This is a genomic window from Paenibacillus elgii NBRC 100335 (assembly GCF_004000865.1).
Lineage (GTDB): Bacteria > Bacillota > Bacilli > Paenibacillales > NBRC-103111 > Paenibacillus_G > Paenibacillus_G elgii.
The window spans coordinates 17,898-35,924 of sequence record NZ_BIMB01000039.1 but is presented as its reverse complement, the minus strand read 5'-3'; the positions used below and the strand labels follow the sequence as shown (position 1 = coordinate 35,924).

Sequence of the window (18,027 nt, the reverse complement as noted above, 5' to 3'; positions counted from 1 at the left end):
CTATTGTACGCGCGTTCATTTTGAATTATTTCCGGAGGTGTCCCATGAAATTAGGCGTATTTACGGTATTATTCCAGCAGAAGCCTTTCGAAGAAGCACTTGACTACATTGCATCCAAAGGACTCGACGCTGTTGAAATCGGCACCGGCGGTTACCCGGGCAAAGCCCACTGCGACCCGGATGTGCTGCTCAGCGATAACGGCAAACTGAAAGCATTCAAGCAAGCGATCGAATCCCGCGGACTGACGATCAGCGCACTCAGCTGCCACGGTAACCCGCTCCATCCGCAAAAAGCGCTCGCCCAAGCCGATCACGAAGCGCTGCTTAAAACGGTGGACCTTGCCCAGAAGCTTGAGGTGCCAGTCGTCAATGCGTTCTCCGGCTGCCCGGGTGATTCCGATAACGCAAAATATCCGAACTGGCCGGTGGCCCCTTGGCCACCCGATTTCCAAGAGATTCTCGATTGGCAGTGGGCCAACAAAGTGATTCCGTACTGGACGGAAACCGGTAAATACGCTTCCGAGCGCGGCGTGAAATTCGGTCTTGAGCTGCACGGCGGCTTCTCCGTCCATACTCCGGCTACGCTGCTGCGTCTGCGCGAAGCGGCCGGCGACGTCATCGGCGCGAACCTGGACCCGAGCCATATGTGGTGGCAAGGCATCGATCCGGTGCAGGCGGTGAACATTCTTGGCCGTGCAGGCGCCATACACCATTTCCATGCTAAAGATACATCGATCGATCCGATCAACGTCAACCGTTACGGCGTCACGGATATGCAGTCCTACGCCAACATGCTGGACCGCGCTTGGCAGTTCCGTACCGTCGGCTATGGGCACGATCTCAAGACGTGGGCAGACATCATCAGCGCTCTTCGCTTGGTCGGCTACGACTATGTCGTCAGCATCGAGCATGAAGACGGCTTGATGTCGGTGGACGAAGGCTTTACGAAAGCGGTACAAAACCTGCAGCAAATCCTCATCAAAGAGCCGCTCGGCGAAATGTGGTGGGTATAAGGCCTTTTTCAAGCTGTGAAAATCGATGGAGCACTCCCTCTACTCGGGAGGCGCTCCTTTTTATATGTTTGTGAGGTATAGTCCCTCTTAAAACGCCAAAAGGACAGCGTCCCGTCGGGAGACCTGTCCTTATCCGTGCATGTATAGTCTTATTCGCGTCTCTGCAGCAGCTTATAGCTTGCCCATCCAGCCCATAACCATTACTACGCTCAAGGTTACGAATACGGCCAAGCTAACCAAACCAAAGCCAATGGCGAACGGATTTTTCTTTTTAGCGCCGAGCAACCGGATCAGGCCGATGGCAATAACTAGCGTGAACAAGATCACGAAGATATCGAAACCGGAAAAGTTGCTCGTCGTGGCTTTTGCCGCTTCTTCAGCCAAAAACATGGAGGGACCTCCTTCAATATGCGAAAATACTTAATTTCTATCTTATCTTGACTAGCTTGGAAGTGCAAGCGATTTATCTAGATGTAACAACTTTGTCAACATTTTCGCCGGGAAGCGGCAGGGCTCGACTTTTTTCGCCGTTGCCTCCTTGTGAGGCACTTCACTCAAGGCACTGATGAACAACGATTTCTCGAATCTTCCGCGCAAATATAAAGTGTCCATTTTTTCTAACATTTATAACTCCGGACATGCGGGAACTCCGTGTCTAGCCTGCAAGGCACACTCGTGAAAACGCCGGATGGGATGACCGATGCCTTCGCGGCATTAATCGGGCCGGGGGCTCAATTCAATCACTTGGCTCCCCGCAAAAAAACGCCGCGCGCAAGCGAGTTTTTCCCGGCTTGGAGCAGCGTTTTTTCTTATCCCTAATCTTATCGGCTGTCGCAATTAAACGGCCGCATCTTCGATTTCTTTCAGCCGTTTATAGTAATCTTCGGAGCGCGCTTTGTCGCGTTCCAGGATCGGTTTCAGGTATTTGCCGGTATATGAACCGTCTACCTTTACGACTTCCTCCGGCGTTCCGGAAGCGACGATGGTACCGCCCCGGTTGCCGCCTTCCGGCCCAAGATCGATGATATAATCCGCCGTCTTGATTACATCGAGGTTGTGCTCGATGACGAGGACGGAATCGCCGTTCTCGACCAAGCGGTGCAGTACCTTAAGCAGCCGGTCGATATCATGGATATGCAATCCGGTCGTCGGCTCGTCCAGAATATAGATCGTCTTGCCCGTGCTGCGGCGATAGAGCTCGGCCGCAAGCTTCACGCGCTGCGCCTCTCCCCCGGAGAGCGTCGTCGCCGGCTGACCCAGATTCATGTACCCGAGACCGACGTCCATCAACGTCTGCATTTTTCGGTGAATGCGCGGAATGTTTTTGAAAAACTCGCACGCATCCTCAATCGTCATTTCCAGCACTTCGGAAATGTTCTTGCTTTTATATTTCACTTCCAACGTTTCACGGTTGTACCGTTTGCCTTTGCATATCTCACACGGCACGTAAACGTCCGGCAAGAAATGCATCTCGATCTTGATGATGCCGTCGCCCTTACACGCCTCGCAGCGTCCGCCCTTCACGTTAAAGCTGAACCGGCCTTTCTTGTAGCCGCGCACCTTCGCTTCGTTAGTCGCCGAGAAGACGTCGCGGATATCGTCAAATACGCCGGTGTACGTAGCTGGGTTCGAACGAGGCGTCCGCCCGATCGGTGATTGATCGATGTCGATCACTTTGTCGACATGCTCCAGTCCTTTGAACTCCTTGTAGTCGCCCGGGCGAACCTTGGCACCGTTCAACTCTTTCGCCAACGTTTTGTACAAAATTTCGTTAATCAGCGTACTCTTGCCGGAGCCGGAAACTCCAGTCACACAGCCGAATACTCCGAGCGGAAACTTCACATTGACGCCGCGCAGGTTGTTTTCTTTAGCCCCGCGGATTTCCAGCCATTTGCCGTTCGGCTTCCGCCGCTCGGCAGGGACGGGAATAAACTTGCGGCCGCTGAGATATTGCCCGGTCAACGATTGCTCGTCCTGCATAATCTCCTTGGGCGTACCTTGGGCAATCACCTGGCCGCCGTGAATGCCCGCGCCCGGTCCAATATCGATGATGTAGTCGGCAGCCAGCATCGTATCTTCGTCGTGCTCGACCACAATCAGCGTATTGCCCAGATTCCGCATATGCTCCAGCGTCTGGATCAGCCGGTCGTTGTCCCGCTGATGCAGTCCGATGCTCGGCTCGTCCAAGATGTATAGAACGCCCATCAGGCTCGACCCGATTTGCGTCGCCAGACGAATCCGCTGCGCCTCGCCGCCGGAGAGCGTACCCGCCGCGCGGTGCATCGTCAAATAGTCGAGTCCGACATTGACGAGGAAGCCCAGACGCTCTTTGATCTCCTTCAAGATCAGGTGCGCGATCTGCGTCTCGCGGTCGGTCAGCTTCAGCGAGTCGAACCATTGCTGCGCCTCCCCAATAGATAGCGAGGTGACATGCGCGATATTTTTATCCGCTACGGTTACCGCCAGCGTTTCCGGCTTCAGGCGGGCCCCCTTGCACTTGCCGCAAGGCTTGGCGCTCATGTAGTTCTCGATATGCTCACGGATGCCGTCGGAGAACGTCTCCCGGTAACGACGCTCCAGATTGTTCACGATGCCTTCGAAAGGGACCATCGCTTCCTTCTTATGTCCGAAGTCGTTCTCGTAGCGAAAGCGCACCTTTTCCCCGCCGGTACCGTTCAGCAGCTTCTGCATCTGCTCTTTCGTCAGCTCGCTGACTGGAACATTTCTCGGGATACCGTAGTGCTCGCACACCGCCGCTAGGAACTGCGGGTAGTAGTTCGACGTGCTGCCGGCCCATGCTTCGAATGCTCCCTCTTCGATGGAAAGCTTCGGATTCGGAACGAGCAGGTCCGGGTCGACGATCATCTTTTGACCCAAGCCGTCACATTCCGGACATGCGCCGAACGGACTGTTGAACGAGAACATCCGCGGCGCCAATTCTTCTATACTGAAGCCGCATTCGGGGCAGGCCAGATTTTGGCTGAACAGCAGCTCTTCCTGATCGATCACGTCCACGATGACGCGCCCCTCTGCCAGCTTTAAAGCTGTCTCTAGCGAGTCGGCCAGACGCGTCTGGACGTCGTCCTTCACGACGATCCGGTCCACGACCACTTCGATCGTATGCTTTTTGTTTTTTTCCAGCTCGATCGTTTCCGACAGCTCGCGAAGCTCGCCGTTGACGCGCACGCGGACGAAGCCTTGCTTCTGGATATCCGCCAGCAGCTTCGAATGCTCACCTTTGCGTCCCGAAACGATCGGCGCCAAAATTTGCAGCTTGGTGCGTTCCGGATACTCCATGATCCGGTCGACCATCTGCTCGACGGTTTGAGAGGTAATCTCGATTTTATGCTCCGGACAGTGCGGACGCCCGATCCGGGCGAACAGCAGACGCAGATAGTCGTAAATTTCCGTCACCGTACCCACGGTGGAACGCGGGTTGCGGCTCGTCGTCTTCTGGTCGATGGAGATGGCCGGAGACAATCCGTCGATCGAGTCGACATCCGGTTTGTCCATCTGGCCGAGAAACTGCCGCGCGTAGGCGGACAGCGACTCGACATATCTTCTTTGCCCTTCGGCATAGATCGTATCGAACGCCAAGGACGACTTACCGGAGCCACTCAGACCGGTCAGGACGACAAATTTATCCCGCGGAATGACGACGTCGATATTTTTCAGGTTGTGCGCCCTGGCGCCTTTAATTACAATGTTGTCTCTGGCCACGTTTCGAAAGCCTCCCTTGACTACAGCTCGGCCTTCAATTCGAGCACGGCATCGCGGAGCTCCGCGGCACGCTCAAACTGCAGGTTTTTGGCTGCTTCCTTCATTTCCTGCTCCAACCGTTCGATCAGCGAGATGCGATCTTTCTTCGACATCTTCGCCTGCTTCACTTCCGACAAGTAGTCGGCCTTCTGCTCGGCCACCTTGGTGGCTTCAATCACATCGCGCACTTTCTTCTGTATCGTTTGCGGCGTAATGCCGTGTTTCTCATTATAAGCGAGCTGGATCGTCCGGCGGCGGTTCGTTTCCTGAATCGCCTTATCCATCGAATCGGTCACTTTGTCCCCGTACATAATAACATGCCCGTTCGCATTGCGCGCCGCCCGCCCGATCGTCTGGATCAAGGAACGTTCCGCACGCAGGAAGCCTTCCTTGTCGGCATCGAGAATGGCCACAAGCGACACCTCGGGCAAATCCAGCCCTTCCCGCAGCAGGTTGATGCCGACGAGAACGTGGAATGTGCCAAGCCGCAAGTCGCGCAAAATCTGCATCCGCTCGAGCGTCTTGATGTCCGAATGCAAATACCGGACCTTGATGCCGATTTCCTTGAAGTAATCGGTCAAATCCTCGGCCATCTTCTTCGTTAGCGTCGTAACGAGTACCCGCTCGTCTTTCTTAATCCGGTCTTGAATTTCTTCCAGCAGATCGTCGATCTGCCCTTTAGTCGGACGCACCTCAATCACCGGGTCCACGAGTCCCGTCGGACGAATGATCTGCTGCACCATCTCCGGACAATGCTCCAACTCATACGGTCCCGGCGTCGCCGAGACATAAATGATCTGGTTCACTTTCTCTTCGAACTCCTCAAAACGGAGCGGCCGGTTATCCAGCGCCGAAGGCAGCCGGAAGCCGTGATCGACGAGCACTTCCTTGCGCGCCCGGTCGCCGTTGTACATCGCGCGGACCTGCGGCAGCGTCACGTGCGATTCGTCTACGATCACAAGCATGTCGTCCGGGAAATAATCGAACAGCGTGTACGGCGTCGCCCCGCGCTCGCGGAACGTCAGCGGCCCCGAATAGTTCTCGATCCCGGAGCAGAAGCCCATCTCCTGCATCATCTCGATGTCGTAGCGCGTCCGCTGCTCCAGCCGCTGCGCCTCCAGCAGCTTGCCCTCTCCGCGCAGCTGCTCTAGCCGCTCCTCCAGCTCCCGCTCGATGTTCACGAGTGCCCGCTTCATCGTTTCCTCGTGCGTCACGAAGTGGGACGCCGGGAAGATGGCGATATGATCGCGTTCGCCGACAATCTCGCCGGTAAGCACGTTAATCTCCGTGATCCGCTCGATTTCATCGCCAAACAGCTCCACACGGACCGCTTGCTCGCCGCGTGAAGCCGGAAAAATCTCAATAACATCGCCGCGCACGCGGAACGTGCCTCGCACGAAGTTCATATCGTTGCGCTGGTACTGAATGTCGATGAGCCGATGTAAAATGTCGTTGCGGGAACGCTCCATACCGACTCGCAGCGACAGCACGAGATCCCGGTACTCCATCGGAGAACCGAGGCCGTAGATGCACGATACGCTCGCGACGATAATGACATCACGGCGCTCGAAGAGCGAGCTGGTCGCCGAGTGCCGGAGCTTGTCGATTTCTTCGTTAATGCTGGAATCCTTCTCAATATACGTATCCGACGACGGAATGTACGCCTCCGGCTGATAGTAATCGTAATAGCTGACGAAATAGGAAACGGCGTTGTTCGGGAAAAACTCCTGCAGCTCGCTGCACAGCTGCGCAGCTAGCGTCTTGTTATGCGCAATCAGCAGGGTCGGTCGGTTCAACTGGGCGATCACATGGGCCGCCGTAAACGTCTTCCCCGTTCCCGTTGCGCCAAGCAGCGTCTGATGTCTTTTCCCTTCCCGTATGCCGTTCACCAGCTGCTCGATTGCGGCCGGCTGATCCCCTTGCGGCTGAAACTCCGCTTCGAGCTGGAATTTCTTGTCGCTGAAGACGACTTCATTCATTTTGCTCATCTGATCACCCGTTCATTAAAAAGACTTTGTTTTCCTTCTAAACTTTTATCTGCCATATTCCGATAAATAACTAAGCATCGGTTGACGCGCGTTCGACTCCGTTCGACGATTTCCTTTGATAGGAATATTTGTTCCCATATATTATACCTTTTTTCTCTTTCTGTTGCAAACGAATCCCATTTCCTGTTTTTCCAAGGCTTCGCTTGCGCAGAAAAAAGAAAAAGGAACGCAGCACAACATTAATTTTAGAAATCTAGGGGTGGAACGACAGTGGACTTGACTACATTAATAGGTATTATCGTAGGCCTGGGCGGTCTGATCGGCGGCTATCTGATGGACGGCGGTCACCTTTCCGCGCTGGTGGTTCCCAGTGCCATGCTCATCATTTTCGGCGGAACGTTCGGAGCGGTCATGATCAGCTTCCCGATGTCCCAGCTTAAGCAAATCGGCAAAGCTTTGGGAATGGCGTTCAAAGAGCCGAAGCGCGACCACGCCGCGATCATCGACGAGTTGGTCGACATGGCTACGATCGCCAGACGCGAAGGCGTGCTTGCCTTGGAGCAGCGCGCACAAGAGCATAACAACCCGTTCCTGCGGGACGGTCTCATGATGGTTGTCGACGGCACCGATCCGGAGCTGACCCGGCAAATTCTGGAGCTGGAGATGGATGCGATCGAGCACCATCACGAAGGCTACGCCAAAATGTTCGAGGCGGCCGGCGCTTATGCTCCGACGATGGGGATCATCGGTACCGTTATGGGCTTGATCCACGTGCTCGGCAACTTGTCTGATCCGGGAAGTTTGGGGCCGGCCATTGCCGTTGCGTTTACTGCAACGCTGTACGGCGTATCGTCCGCAAACGTTCTTTACCTGCCGATCGCAAGCAAAATCAAAATCCGCAGCAAAGAGCAAATCTCCGAGATGGAATTGATGCTGGAAGGCATCCTCGCGCTTCAAGCCGGGGAAAACCCGCAGCTCATCAAAAAGAAACTGAACTCGTTCCTCCATCAGGAACATAAAAAAGTCGAAGGCGCAGGTGAGGCCGGTGGCGCGGAAGAATAAAAAGCAGGAAGCCCCCGAAAACCACGAGCGATGGATGGTTACCTATGCGGACCTGATTACGCTGCTGCTCATCTTTTTTGTCATCATGTATGCGATGAGCAAGGTGGACGTGCAAAAATATGAGGTACTGTCACAAGCGCTGAAGTTTGAATTCATGAAGGCCGATACGATTATGCCGAAGGGCATGGGCATCTCCGGTTCCGCCAACCCGGCGAAGGGCGGAGACGACAGCACGAAAACCGAGCAGCAGCTCAGGGAAATGAAAGAAAGAGAAGAGCAGGAGAAAAAGGAACGCCAGCTCGAAGATCTGCTCAAAAAAGTGCAGGTCTATATCGAAGAAAACAATTTGCAAACCCAAGTGTCTGCAGCCAATACGCCGCGAGGGGTAGCCGTCACGCTGAACGATCTGTTCCTGTTCGATCTCGGCAAAGCGGATCTGAAGCCGCCCGCGGTTCCGGTCCTAACCAAGCTGGCAAGCTTGTTCCCGACGCTCGACGCGACGGTCAGCATCGAAGGGCATACGGACGACCTGCCGCTAGTAACAGGCTCCTTCTACAAAGACAACTGGGGGTTGTCGCAGGCTCGTTCGCTTTCGGTACTGCGATATTTCCTCTATGAAACACAGCTCGATCCGAAAAAGCTCGTTTCGACGGCCTACGCGGATACGAGACCGGTAGCGGAAAACAACAGCGCAGAGAACCGCGCCAAAAATCGCCGGGTCGAAATTGTCGTGCTGCGGGAGAAGCCCGCTTCCGCTCTTCAACCGTCAGGCAATTAAAGCCTGCCCCATTGCTTATTACCGCATTTTACGGTTATTTGAAACAAGCCGCTTGGCGTGATTATGTCTCTCACGCCAGCGGCTTGTTTTTGCTTATACCGATTTGGAATCCGAACGATTGCTGAGCAGTCCGACCGGCTTGCGGCTGAAGTACGCCCAGATCGGCCGCTGCCTTACCTCTGCGTAGTGAAGCGCCTCTTGATCGGGGGCAAGCACGATGCCAAGCTGATGGTGCTCTCCCGAAAAAATGGCGCGCTTCAAAAATTTGCTTTCGCCCGCCAAATTCAAAATTTCCAGCTTGCAGAACGCCGAGTTCTGCTGCATCGCTTGATGCAGGTCCTGCTTCGTACGGATCGGGATGCCGTTCACTTTGTGAACGATCTCGCCGACGGCAAGACCAAGCTCGTCCGCCGGACTGCCGGGCAGAACGCCCAAAATTTTCAACCCGCGACTGCCGTGTACATATAGTGGACTGCGCCTCGCTTCATCCCACCGGCTGTAGGCGATCATCGCTTCGTGCATCAGGATGCACAGCACGGATGCCACGGCCATAAACGGCGGCCACCAGGCGGCTACGGCTGCAAACAGCAGCAGGGCAGCGGCATAGAGCAGCAGCAGGTTCGAGCTCAGCTTCACTTTCTCCTGAGGCAGCCGCGACATTGTCATCTCGGTAAAGCCGATCATCACGGGGAAGCCGACGATCGTCCAGCCGTGCTGCCACAAATCGCCGCCAAGCAGCGGCGTCCAAGGCAGTGCCGTCCCCCCGGCCATCGGCACGAGAAGAAACAGCGTCATCGGCCAGTAGCCTTGCAGCTGATATCCGCCGACAATTTTGCCCCGCTTGCTCTCGTAAAACATCGGCGTACCGAGCCGCGTGCCTTGAAAGCGTACGAACAGTGCTTCCGCCAGATGCAGAACCGCCACAAGCGCCAGCATGGACGGCATATTCAATGACAACAGCGGTCCCGTTACCCAAGTCCAGGAAGCCGCAGCCTCTCCGTCGTATAATGCGGGGAATGCCCTTATGACTACTTGCGCCACACCGATGACACCTACGGCATAAGCCCAACACATAAAGCGCATCCGCGCGAAAATAAGCAGCAGAGAAACAAGCCACAGCAGTACAACTGCCTCCGGCTGAACGGACGCCCCGATTCCCGCCATCAGGACGGAAGCGGCAAGACCGCCTACCCAGCCCCACAGCACGGTTCTCCACGTTTCCGATAACAGTGAATGCAGCTTGGTCGCGAACAGCTTCCGTTCGAACGCAATCTGCCGGCGGTACTGCAGCACGATGAATAAAATGCCTACATAGTAAAAAGGATGCGTCAACAGCTGCAACAGCGCCCGAAGTCCCCTGTGCGCCAGTTCCAAACCAAAGTCCATGGCCGGCTCCTTTTGTTTCTAATATTAAAAAGAAAACCTCCAGCGAGGCCGTTAAGTCGGGCGGCCCCGATAGAGGTTGTTATTTCGACGCGGATGCTTCGTTTTCCTGCCGTCGGCTGAATTTCCCTAAATCCCGGAAGCCGTTACTTCTTAACGGCACCTTGCATGTACTCGACAGCCGCCTTAAGCTGCAGGTCGTTCTTCGGATCGCGAATCTCGGTCAGGATCGCCTTCTCCAGCTTGTTCGCCGTCTCGGTATCCACCTCGCCGGTAATCGGCAAACCGTTCAGCCGCTGGAACGCTTTGACGGCCAGTGCTGTTTTTTCGCTGAAGTAGCCATCCTGCCGGTCCGGGCCGAGGCCGAGGCCCTGCAGCATGATCTGCAGATTTTTGACGTCCTCGTTGTTCATATCCGGCTTAAGCGTCGTTTTTTTGCTTAGTGGTGCCACTTTGAAGTAAGCCGGTTGTTCGACGGGCATCGTCGGCGCAATGCCTTTCTTGTGAATCCAGGTGCCGTTCGGCGTGAGCCACTTGTAAACGGTCATCTTGATATTGCTGCCGTCGCCCATTTCTTTCTCGAACGTGACCTGAACCGTACCTTTGCCGAACGTGTTCTCTCCGATCAGCTGGCTCCCTGCGGAGTCGTGCAGCGCGCCGGCCAGTATCTCCGATGCGCTCGCGCTGCCCTTGTTGATGAGCACCGACACCGGGTACGGCTTGCCGGTTCCCTGCGATGCCGTCTCCTCGCGCTTGCCTTTGCGGTCCTCGATCTGAACGATTCCCTTGCCTTTCGGTATGAACGGCTCGACAATTTCTACGACCGCGGTAAGCAGACCGCCCGGATCGTTGCGCACGTCGATGATGAGTCCCTTCATCCCTTTGTCCTCCAACGCTTTCAGCTCTTCCTTGAACCGTTTGGAGGTGTTGCTGGAGAACTGCCGGATTTCGATTTTGCCGATCTGTCCGGGCAGCATCTCGCTGTATACGGTCTCGACATCGATGTCATCACGGACGACGATCATCTGGATCGGCTCCGGCGCCCCGGCCCGCAGCACTTCGATTTTGGCCTGCGTGCCCTTGGGACCGCGGATCTTCATAATCGCCTGGTTGAGCGACAGCCCTTCCAGCTTCTCTCCGTTGATCGAGACGATGATGTCGTGCGCGTGAAGTCCGGCCTTCTCGGCCGGCGACCCTTTGATCGGAGAGACGATGGTCACTTTGCCGTCTTCGGAGGTAACCTCCGCGCCAATGCCTTGGAACGACGAAGAGATGTTCTCGTCGAACTGCTGCGCCTCCTTCTGATCCATATACACCGTAAACGGATCGTCGAGCGTAGAGAGCATCCCGTTGACCGCGCCGTTCACGATCTTGTCGTGATCGACATTGTTTAAAAACTTGCCTTCGATCAATTGGTACGTCGTTGCCAATTTTTTGTAGTCCTTGCTGGTCAGCCCTGATTTCACGTCGGCGGATGCCGGGTTCTCCAAGCCGACGGCGGCGAAAATCGACGGATGTACGATCGTCAGCGTCATAATGCTGCTTGCAAACATGGACAACAGGACAAACGCCAATACGGTACGTCCTTTGAATGTCATTTTATAGTCCCACACCGCCTTTGCTGTTCCCGCTACTTGACTAACTTGTCTTTCTAGTTTATGACAAGCCAAGAAAAAATATGAACAGCAGCATTATCTCAAATACGGCTTCGGATCAACCGGATCTCCGTCGATGCGGACTTCAAAATGCAGATGGTTTCCGGTCGAACGGCCGGTGGAACCGACCTCTGCAATCTTTTGACCGCGCTTGACGGTGTCTCCCTTCTCGACGACAATGCCGTCGTTGCGGATATGCCCGTACAACGTCCATACGCCTTTGCCGTGATCGATGACCACGCAGTTGCCGTACCCGCTCCACCAGGAAGCGACGATGACGACGCCGTCCTCCGCCGCAAAAATGTCCGTTCCGTTCGGGGAAGGCAGGTCGAGTCCGGTGTGCGTTGATTTCCGTCCGTTAATCGGGTCGGTCCGGGTGCCGAAGTCCGAAGACATCTGTACGACGCGCGGCAGCGGATACCCGAACTTGCCGCCACCGTAAGTATAGGCAGGGGTTGCAGGCGCTGCAGTAGCCTTAGGCTTCTTGGCGTTCTCCGCCGCTTTGGCCTGCTGAAGTGCGCGCTGTTTATCCGCTTCCTGCTTCGCCACTTCAACGAGCTGCTTCTGCACATCCTCGCTGATATCTTCCAATTCCTTTTCCTTTTGGGAAAGGCTTGCGATTTTGACTTCCTTTTCTTTTTCCTTCACGACAAGATCGGCTTTGATGGCCGCCGCTTGGGCATACAAAGTTTTTACCTCCGCCAACTGCTTTTCAATCACCACGCGCTTGTCGGCGATCACGGCCTTGTCCCGCTTGTTCGCTTCCAAAATTTCTTTGTCCTGCCCGACAATCGACTTGAGCGCCTGCAGACGGTCCAAGAAATCGCTGAAGCTGGTGGAGCTGAGCAGCACGTCAGCGTAGGAAACGACGCCGTTCATATACATCAGACGCAGCCTGGATCTAAGCATCTGGTCGCGGGAGACGATTCTCGCTTCCGCTTCCTCCAGCTGCTGAGCGTTCTCCTTCAAAGAGGTCGTGACGCTCGACACTTGGTCGTTCAGCACGTTGAGCTTCTTGTTCGTCGCGTCGATTTGGCCGAGGATCGCGGTAATATCATTCGACGTCTGCTGCTTTTCCTGCTGCACCTGATTGATTTGCTTTTCCGTCTCGTTCGCTTTTTGCTGCGTTGCGGATTTCGATTTTTTAAGCTCATTGATTTCCTGCTGAATCCGCTGCGACTCCGACAGCGCAAAGCCGTACTGCGGAGCGATAAGCGTTCCTAGCAAACCGGCCGTGACAACAAGAGGCACCCAAGACTTCTTCAACATCCGTTCCTCCCCCGACTATTCATCCGAGATTGATCGTTGGTTAGTTGGTTATTAAACTTTCAAAAATTTGCGGACCGACAGCGTACTTCCCCAAATGCCGATCATAATGCCGATGCCTAGCAGAAGCCCTGCCGTCTTAAGGCTGATCGCTTCAAAGGGCAGCAGTTGAACGAGCAGCAGGTTCAGGTCAAGCTGGATCGCCCGCATCATTTCCCAATACCCGTACAGCAGCAGGCCGACGGGAATTGCCGAACCGATAATGCCGAGCAGCGCCCCTTCGATAAAGAACGGCCAGCGGATAAATGAGTTGGTCGCCCCGACGAGCTTCATGATCGAAATCTCGCGGCGGCGCGCCACGATCGTAATTTTAATCGTATTGGAAATCAGGAACATGGCGGTCAGCGCCAAACCGGCTACGATACCCAGCCCGACGTTGCGGACGATCGACGTCACTTTGAACATCGTCTCTACCGTCCCTTGTCCGTAGCTGACCCGGTAAATCGGCTTCGTCGGCTTGCCGTTGTTCAAGCCCTCGATCTGCTTCGCCACCGCTGCGACCTCGCGAGGGTCGGTCACTTCGACGGTGAAGGAATCGTTCAACGGATTGTTCTCGCCCTCGAACCCTTCGAGCAGCTGCTTCCCGTCTCCCAGCTTTCCGCGCAAGTATTCAAGCCCTTCCTCTTTGGAAACAAACTTGACCTTCGAAACGTTAGAGATGGCCGAAATTTCGTTTTGCAATGAAGTTACCTGATCCTCCGGCGTTTTCACCTCTAGATACACCCGGATCTCAACCTGCTGTTCGATCTGCTGGGTCAAGTAATTGACATTCAACGTCAGAAGCAAAAAGACACCCAAAATAAACAAAGAAATCGCAATCGCACTAATGGAGGCAAAGGACATCCAGCCGTTTCGAACGACGTTTTTACCGCCTTCGCGAAGATGCCTGACGGCCGTGTTAATCCTCATAGCCGTAGTCACCCCTTACCTCATCCCGGACAAGCTTGCCCGATTCGATGGCCAGTACCCGCTTGCGCATCGTGTTGACGATTTCTTTGTTGTGCGTTGCCATAATGATGGTCGTGCCGCGGAAGTTGATTTCTTCCATCAGCTTCATAATGCCCCAAGACGTGTCGGGATCGAGATTCCCCGTCGGCTCGTCCGCGACGATGACGGAAGGGCTGTTCACGATCGCCCGGGCAATGGCGACCCGCTGCTGCTCGCCCCCGGAAAGCTGGGTCGGCAGAGAATTGATTTTGTCCTTGAGCCGCACGAGCTCCAGCACTTCGAGCGTGCGCTTCTTGATGAGCTTCTTCGGCGCCTCGATCACTTCCATGGCGAAGGCGACGTTCTCATATACGGTAAGCTTCGGGAGCAGCCGGAAGTCTTGGAAAATGACCCCGATATTGCGCCGGACAAACGGAATTTTGCGCTGTTTGAGCTTCTCCAGATTGAAGCCGTTGACGAATATCGTGCCTTTGGTCGGTCGCTCTTCTCTGTAAATCAATTTCATAAAGGTCGATTTGCCGGCGCCGGAAGGGCCAACGACATAAAGGAAGTCGCTTTGGTCGACCTTGACGCTGATGCCTTTCAAGGCATGGCTGCCGTCAGGATACGTTTTCCAAACGTCCTGCATTTCGATCACGATATCACATCCTGAAAAATTTGCGAGTCTGTAGACCGCCTCGAGAAGCGGACTTGATGCCAGCCTTTACAAGTTCGACATAAAAGCGCAAAATCCTTTATCCGACAGTGAATTTCTACAGTTTCTTCACATTTCGGAACACCGGTTCGGCTCAAAGTATAGGACAATGCGACTCACCGCCTCGCTCTTCTTCGACCGGATCGTACAGCCCGCGCGGCCTTACTCGGACGATTGGCGAATGACGGCGAATGGAAAGTTTAGGAGCTTGGCCGCATATATATGAAGAGGTACAAGTGTATCGAAGAACAAAAGGAGACCCCATCATGCCTCGATGGAATCTGCATTTTCACTGGATCTGGATCGGCACGCTGACGCTGATGCTGGTCATTTTCCTGTCGGTAACCGCCTACGGATCGCTCGCCTGGGTTCCTGCAGGTGCGCATGTTGCGGGTTGGCCGATCGGGGGCCTGTCCTGGCCTGAGCTCGAACGTCAGCTTGCTTCGAAAACATCGGCGCTGTTGGAGCAAAAGGTCCGGCTGACCGTGCCGGGAGGCGGCAGCACCGAGCGGACACTCCGGCAGCTCGGGCTTGAGATCAACGGCCAGGAGCTGCTGTCGCAGCTTCAGCCCGTTCGGGAAGGGCCGCCGTACCGGCGGGCGGCGGCCCGCTGGCGGTTGCGGGGAGCCTCGCTTGCGCTGACGCCCGCGCTGTCCGCAGACAAGCTGCAGGCCGCGCTGAACGAAGCTTTCCCGCAAGTGTACGCCCGCAAGCCAACCGATGCGAAACGGCTGATCGACGCGAACGATGGCATCAGCTACGTCCCCGAGGCCCGTGTCGAACGAGTCGACGAAGGGCAGTTGTTAAGCCGGCTCAAAGCGGCGCTGCCGGATTGGGGAGCCATTACCGCAGCACCCGCACCCGCCGACGGGCCGGAGGCTGGAGGGCGCCAGCAGCAGGCGTCTGCCGTCATCCCGCTGGACGTTCCGATGCGAACGCAAGAGCCGGCGATTACGGAGCAAGCGCTGCGCGCGCAGGGAATTATACGCAAAATCGGCGAGTTCACGACCGTGTCGCCGCCGGCTCCAGCCGCCGTCAGCATCGAAGGACGGGTGCATAACGTCCGTTCGACGGCTGCTTCCCTGCAGGATGTGCTGCTGAAGCCGGGCGAGGTGTTCGACTATGCTCCGTTCATTGAGCGGACGGAGAAGCGTTTTGGCTTCAAGGAAGCGCCTGTCATCGTGAACGGCAAGCTCGTTCCCGGCATCGGTGGCGGCATCTGCCAGGTATCATCGACGCTGTACAACGCCGTCCTGCGGGCGGGTTTGGCCGTCGTGGAGCGGCGAAATCATTCGCTCCCCGTGAGCTATGTCGCGCTGGGGCAGGACGCCACGTTCGCCACCGGCCATATCAATTTCAAATTCCGCAACTCGACGGACCACTATTTGTTGATCCGCACCTCCTCGGACGAGCGCAGCGTCACCGTGAAGCTGTTCGGCCAGACGCCGCCGGACGTCACCTACGAAGTCGAGTCGAAGACGCTCGAAACGTTGGCGCCGCCGGTCAAGTACGTGCTGAATCCGACACTGCCGAGCGGCAAACAGGAAATCATCATGCAAGGAAAACCCGGATATGTCGTCGAAACGTTCCGATATAAGAAGCAGAACGGCGTTGTCATTTCACAGGAAAAAGTATCGCGCGATACTTACCACGCCCAGCCGACCGTGATCGCTTCCGGCGGTGGTTCGGGAACCCTCGACCGCACAGCGCCTCCGCCGGGCGAGTCGCCTGCGCCGCTGATCGAGGACGGCGTCCGCGGGCCGACCTTCCGGTGACCGTGTGCAGACATAAGAAACCCCCACTCCGTCTGAAGGCAATCGGCTAAGGTAGCCGACCTTTTGCGGGTGGGGATTTTGGACTTACCTTATCTGCTTCTCGTGAAATACTCCTCGAACCAAGCCGACGAACCGGCCAGTACGGCTTCCGCCCGTTCGATCGCTTGACTCACCTGCGCCGCGGCGGTACCACCGTAGACGTTGCGGGCGTTTACGACACTTTCCGGCTGCAGCACGTCGTAGATATCCTGATCGAACTGCTTGGAAAATTGATGGAATTCCTCCAGCTTGAGGTCGAGCAAATACTTTTGATTTTGGATACAGTAAAGTACGGTTTTGCCGATGACTTCATGCGCTTGGCGGAACGGCATTCCTTTGTTCACCAAGTAGTCCGCGATATCCGTCGCATTGGAGAAGTCCTGGTTGACAGCTTGGCGCATCCGGTCCTTGTTTACCTTCATCGTGCTGATCATCGGCGCGAACAATTGCAGCGCGCCCTGCAGCGTGCGGACCGTATCGAACATGCCTTCTTTGTCTTCCTGCATATCCTTGTTGTAGGCGAGCGGCAGCGACTTCAGCACGGTCAGGAGGCCGAACAAATTGCCGTAGACACGGCCCGTCTTGCCGCGCACAAGCTCGGCGACATCGGGATTTTTCTTCTGCGGCATAATGCTGCTGCCGGTACAGAAGGCGTCATCCAGCTCGATGAACCGGAACTCCGTGCTGGACCACAGCACGAACTCCTCGCTGAGGCGAGAGAGGTGCATCATAATCGTCGCCGCGTTCGACAGGAACTCCAGAATGAAATCGCGGTCGCTCACCGCGTCGAGCGAGTTCTCGTACACGCCGTCGAAGCCGAGCTGCTCCGCTACGAAGTGACGGTCGATCGGGAACGTCGTCCCGGCCAGCGCCCCGGCGCCCAGAGGGAGCACGTTCACGCGCTTGTAGCTGTCCTGCAGACGCTCGATGTCGCGCTGGAACATCGACACGTACGCCATCAAATGATGGGCGAACAAAATCGGCTGCGCCCGCTGCAAATGCGTGTAGCCCGGCACAATCGTATCGAGGTTCGCTTTCGCTTGTCCGATCAGCGCCTCCTGCACCTTGTTCAGCAGACCGACAAACTCTACGACCCGTTTGCGAAGCCATAAATGCATATCCGTGGCTACCTGATCGTTGCGGCTGCGGCCGGTGTGCAGCTTGCCTCCGACCGGGCCCACCTCGTCGATCAGCGCCTTCTCGATGTTCATATGAATGTCTTCGTCGCTAACGGAAAATTCCATTTCGCCCCGGCGAATCACACTCTGCACCTTCAGCAAGCCATCCTTGATTTTCTCCACGTCGTCTGCCGGAAGAATGCCGCATTTGCCCAGCATGGTCACATGCGCCAGACTGCCCTGGATGTCCTCCTCGGCCAGCTCCTTGTCGAACAGGATCGACGCCGTATATTCTTCGACCAGTTGGTCCGTCTTTTTCGTAAACCGTCCGCCCCACAGCTTGGACATATCAGCGTCCCCCTTTTCCTATATCGTAAGCACCGAATGATTGCCGCCCGGTATACACAGCCTTAGGGCTTCCCGTTGACGGAAAACCCTAAGGCTCGAAGTGTTACAGGCTAATGATGGCCGGCTTCTCGCCTGCCGCGA

Annotated in this window: 14 protein-coding genes; 5 read left to right on the top strand and 9 right to left on the bottom strand. The window is 55.8% G+C overall.

Annotated elements, in window-relative coordinates; translation table 11 throughout:
* Positions 1–44: 44 nt before the first annotated feature.
* The gene (locus PEL01S_RS24140; RefSeq protein ID WP_063183232.1) at positions 45–1,013 is read left to right on the top strand and encodes a sugar phosphate isomerase/epimerase family protein; all 969 of its coding nucleotides are present in this window, start codon (positions 45–47) and stop codon (positions 1,011–1,013) included.
* Between the two features lie 171 nt (positions 1,014–1,184).
* Here the strand turns inward: PEL01S_RS24140 and PEL01S_RS24135 are convergent, their stop codons facing one another.
* On the bottom strand, positions 1,185–1,403 hold the full coding sequence (locus PEL01S_RS24135) for a hypothetical protein (protein WP_010496849.1): 219 nt from the start codon (positions 1,401–1,403) through the stop codon (positions 1,185–1,187).
* A 261-nt stretch (positions 1,404–1,664) separates the two neighbouring features.
* On the opposite strand from PEL01S_RS24135, the gene PEL01S_RS34615 reads away from it, so the two are divergent.
* Positions 1,665–1,832: a hypothetical protein gene (locus tag PEL01S_RS34615; RefSeq protein ID WP_157244118.1), complete on the top strand. Its 168-nt coding sequence runs from the start codon at positions 1,665–1,667 to the stop codon at positions 1,830–1,832.
* Positions 1,833–1,850: 18 nt separating this feature from the next.
* Here the strand turns inward: PEL01S_RS34615 and uvrA are convergent, their stop codons facing one another.
* Both uvrA and uvrB read right to left on the bottom strand, forming a co-directional pair.
* The gene (gene uvrA / locus PEL01S_RS24130; protein WP_127462087.1) at positions 1,851–4,733 is read right to left on the bottom strand and encodes an excinuclease ABC subunit UvrA; all 2,883 of its coding nucleotides are present in this window, start codon (positions 4,731–4,733) and stop codon (positions 1,851–1,853) included.
* A gap of 20 nt (positions 4,734–4,753) precedes the next feature.
* Positions 4,754–6,751: an excinuclease ABC subunit UvrB gene (uvrB, locus tag PEL01S_RS24125; RefSeq protein WP_063183468.1), complete on the bottom strand. Its 1,998-nt coding sequence runs from the start codon at positions 6,749–6,751 to the stop codon at positions 4,754–4,756.
* Between the two features lie 279 nt (positions 6,752–7,030).
* On the opposite strand from uvrB, the gene PEL01S_RS24120 reads away from it, so the two are divergent.
* Both PEL01S_RS24120 and PEL01S_RS24115 read left to right on the top strand, forming a co-directional pair.
* Positions 7,031–7,822, top strand: coding sequence for a flagellar motor protein (locus PEL01S_RS24120; protein WP_063183238.1), 792 nt, complete (start codon positions 7,031–7,033; stop codon positions 7,820–7,822).
* Positions 7,806–8,600 (top strand): flagellar motor protein MotB, encoded by a 795-nt coding sequence (locus tag PEL01S_RS24115; protein WP_063183239.1) that lies wholly within the window; start codon positions 7,806–7,808, stop codon positions 8,598–8,600. The genes PEL01S_RS24120 and PEL01S_RS24115 overlap by 17 nt, the downstream gene beginning before the upstream one ends.
* A 93-nt stretch (positions 8,601–8,693) precedes the next feature.
* Here PEL01S_RS24115 and PEL01S_RS24110 read toward each other — a convergent pair whose 3' ends face one another.
* The 5 genes from PEL01S_RS24110 to ftsE all read right to left on the bottom strand — a co-directional run bounded on the left by PEL01S_RS24110 (position 8,694) and on the right by ftsE (position 14,549).
* On the bottom strand, positions 8,694–9,986 hold the full coding sequence (locus tag PEL01S_RS24110; RefSeq protein ID WP_127462086.1) for a PDZ domain-containing protein: 1,293 nt from the start codon (positions 9,984–9,986) through the stop codon (positions 8,694–8,696).
* Between the two features lie 143 nt (positions 9,987–10,129).
* The gene (locus tag PEL01S_RS24105; RefSeq protein WP_063183243.1) at positions 10,130–11,581 is read right to left on the bottom strand and encodes a S41 family peptidase; all 1,452 of its coding nucleotides are present in this window, start codon (positions 11,579–11,581) and stop codon (positions 10,130–10,132) included.
* Positions 11,582–11,674: 93 nt separating this feature from the next.
* Positions 11,675–12,907: a murein hydrolase activator EnvC family protein gene (locus PEL01S_RS24100; protein WP_127462085.1), complete on the bottom strand. Its 1,233-nt coding sequence runs from the start codon at positions 12,905–12,907 to the stop codon at positions 11,675–11,677.
* 51 nt (positions 12,908–12,958) lie between these two features.
* Positions 12,959–13,873: a permease-like cell division protein FtsX gene (gene ftsX / locus PEL01S_RS24095; RefSeq protein ID WP_063183247.1), complete on the bottom strand. Its 915-nt coding sequence runs from the start codon at positions 13,871–13,873 to the stop codon at positions 12,959–12,961.
* Entirely contained in the window at positions 13,863–14,549 is a 687-nt protein-coding gene (gene ftsE, locus PEL01S_RS24090; protein ID WP_108535262.1) for a cell division ATP-binding protein FtsE, read from the bottom strand. The genes ftsX and ftsE overlap by 11 nt, the downstream gene beginning before the upstream one ends.
* 323 nt (positions 14,550–14,872) lie before the next feature.
* On the opposite strand from ftsE, the gene PEL01S_RS24085 reads away from it, so the two are divergent.
* Entirely contained in the window at positions 14,873–16,381 is a 1,509-nt protein-coding gene (locus tag PEL01S_RS24085) for a VanW family protein (RefSeq protein WP_127462084.1), read from the top strand.
* A gap of 89 nt (positions 16,382–16,470) precedes the next feature.
* Here the strand turns inward: PEL01S_RS24085 and argH are convergent, their stop codons facing one another.
* Positions 16,471–17,886 carry an argininosuccinate lyase gene (gene argH / locus PEL01S_RS24080; RefSeq protein ID WP_063183251.1) on the bottom strand — a complete coding sequence of 472 codons (1,416 nt, stop codon included), beginning with the start codon at positions 17,884–17,886 and terminating at the stop codon, positions 16,471–16,473.
* Positions 17,887–18,027 lie beyond the last annotated feature (141 nt).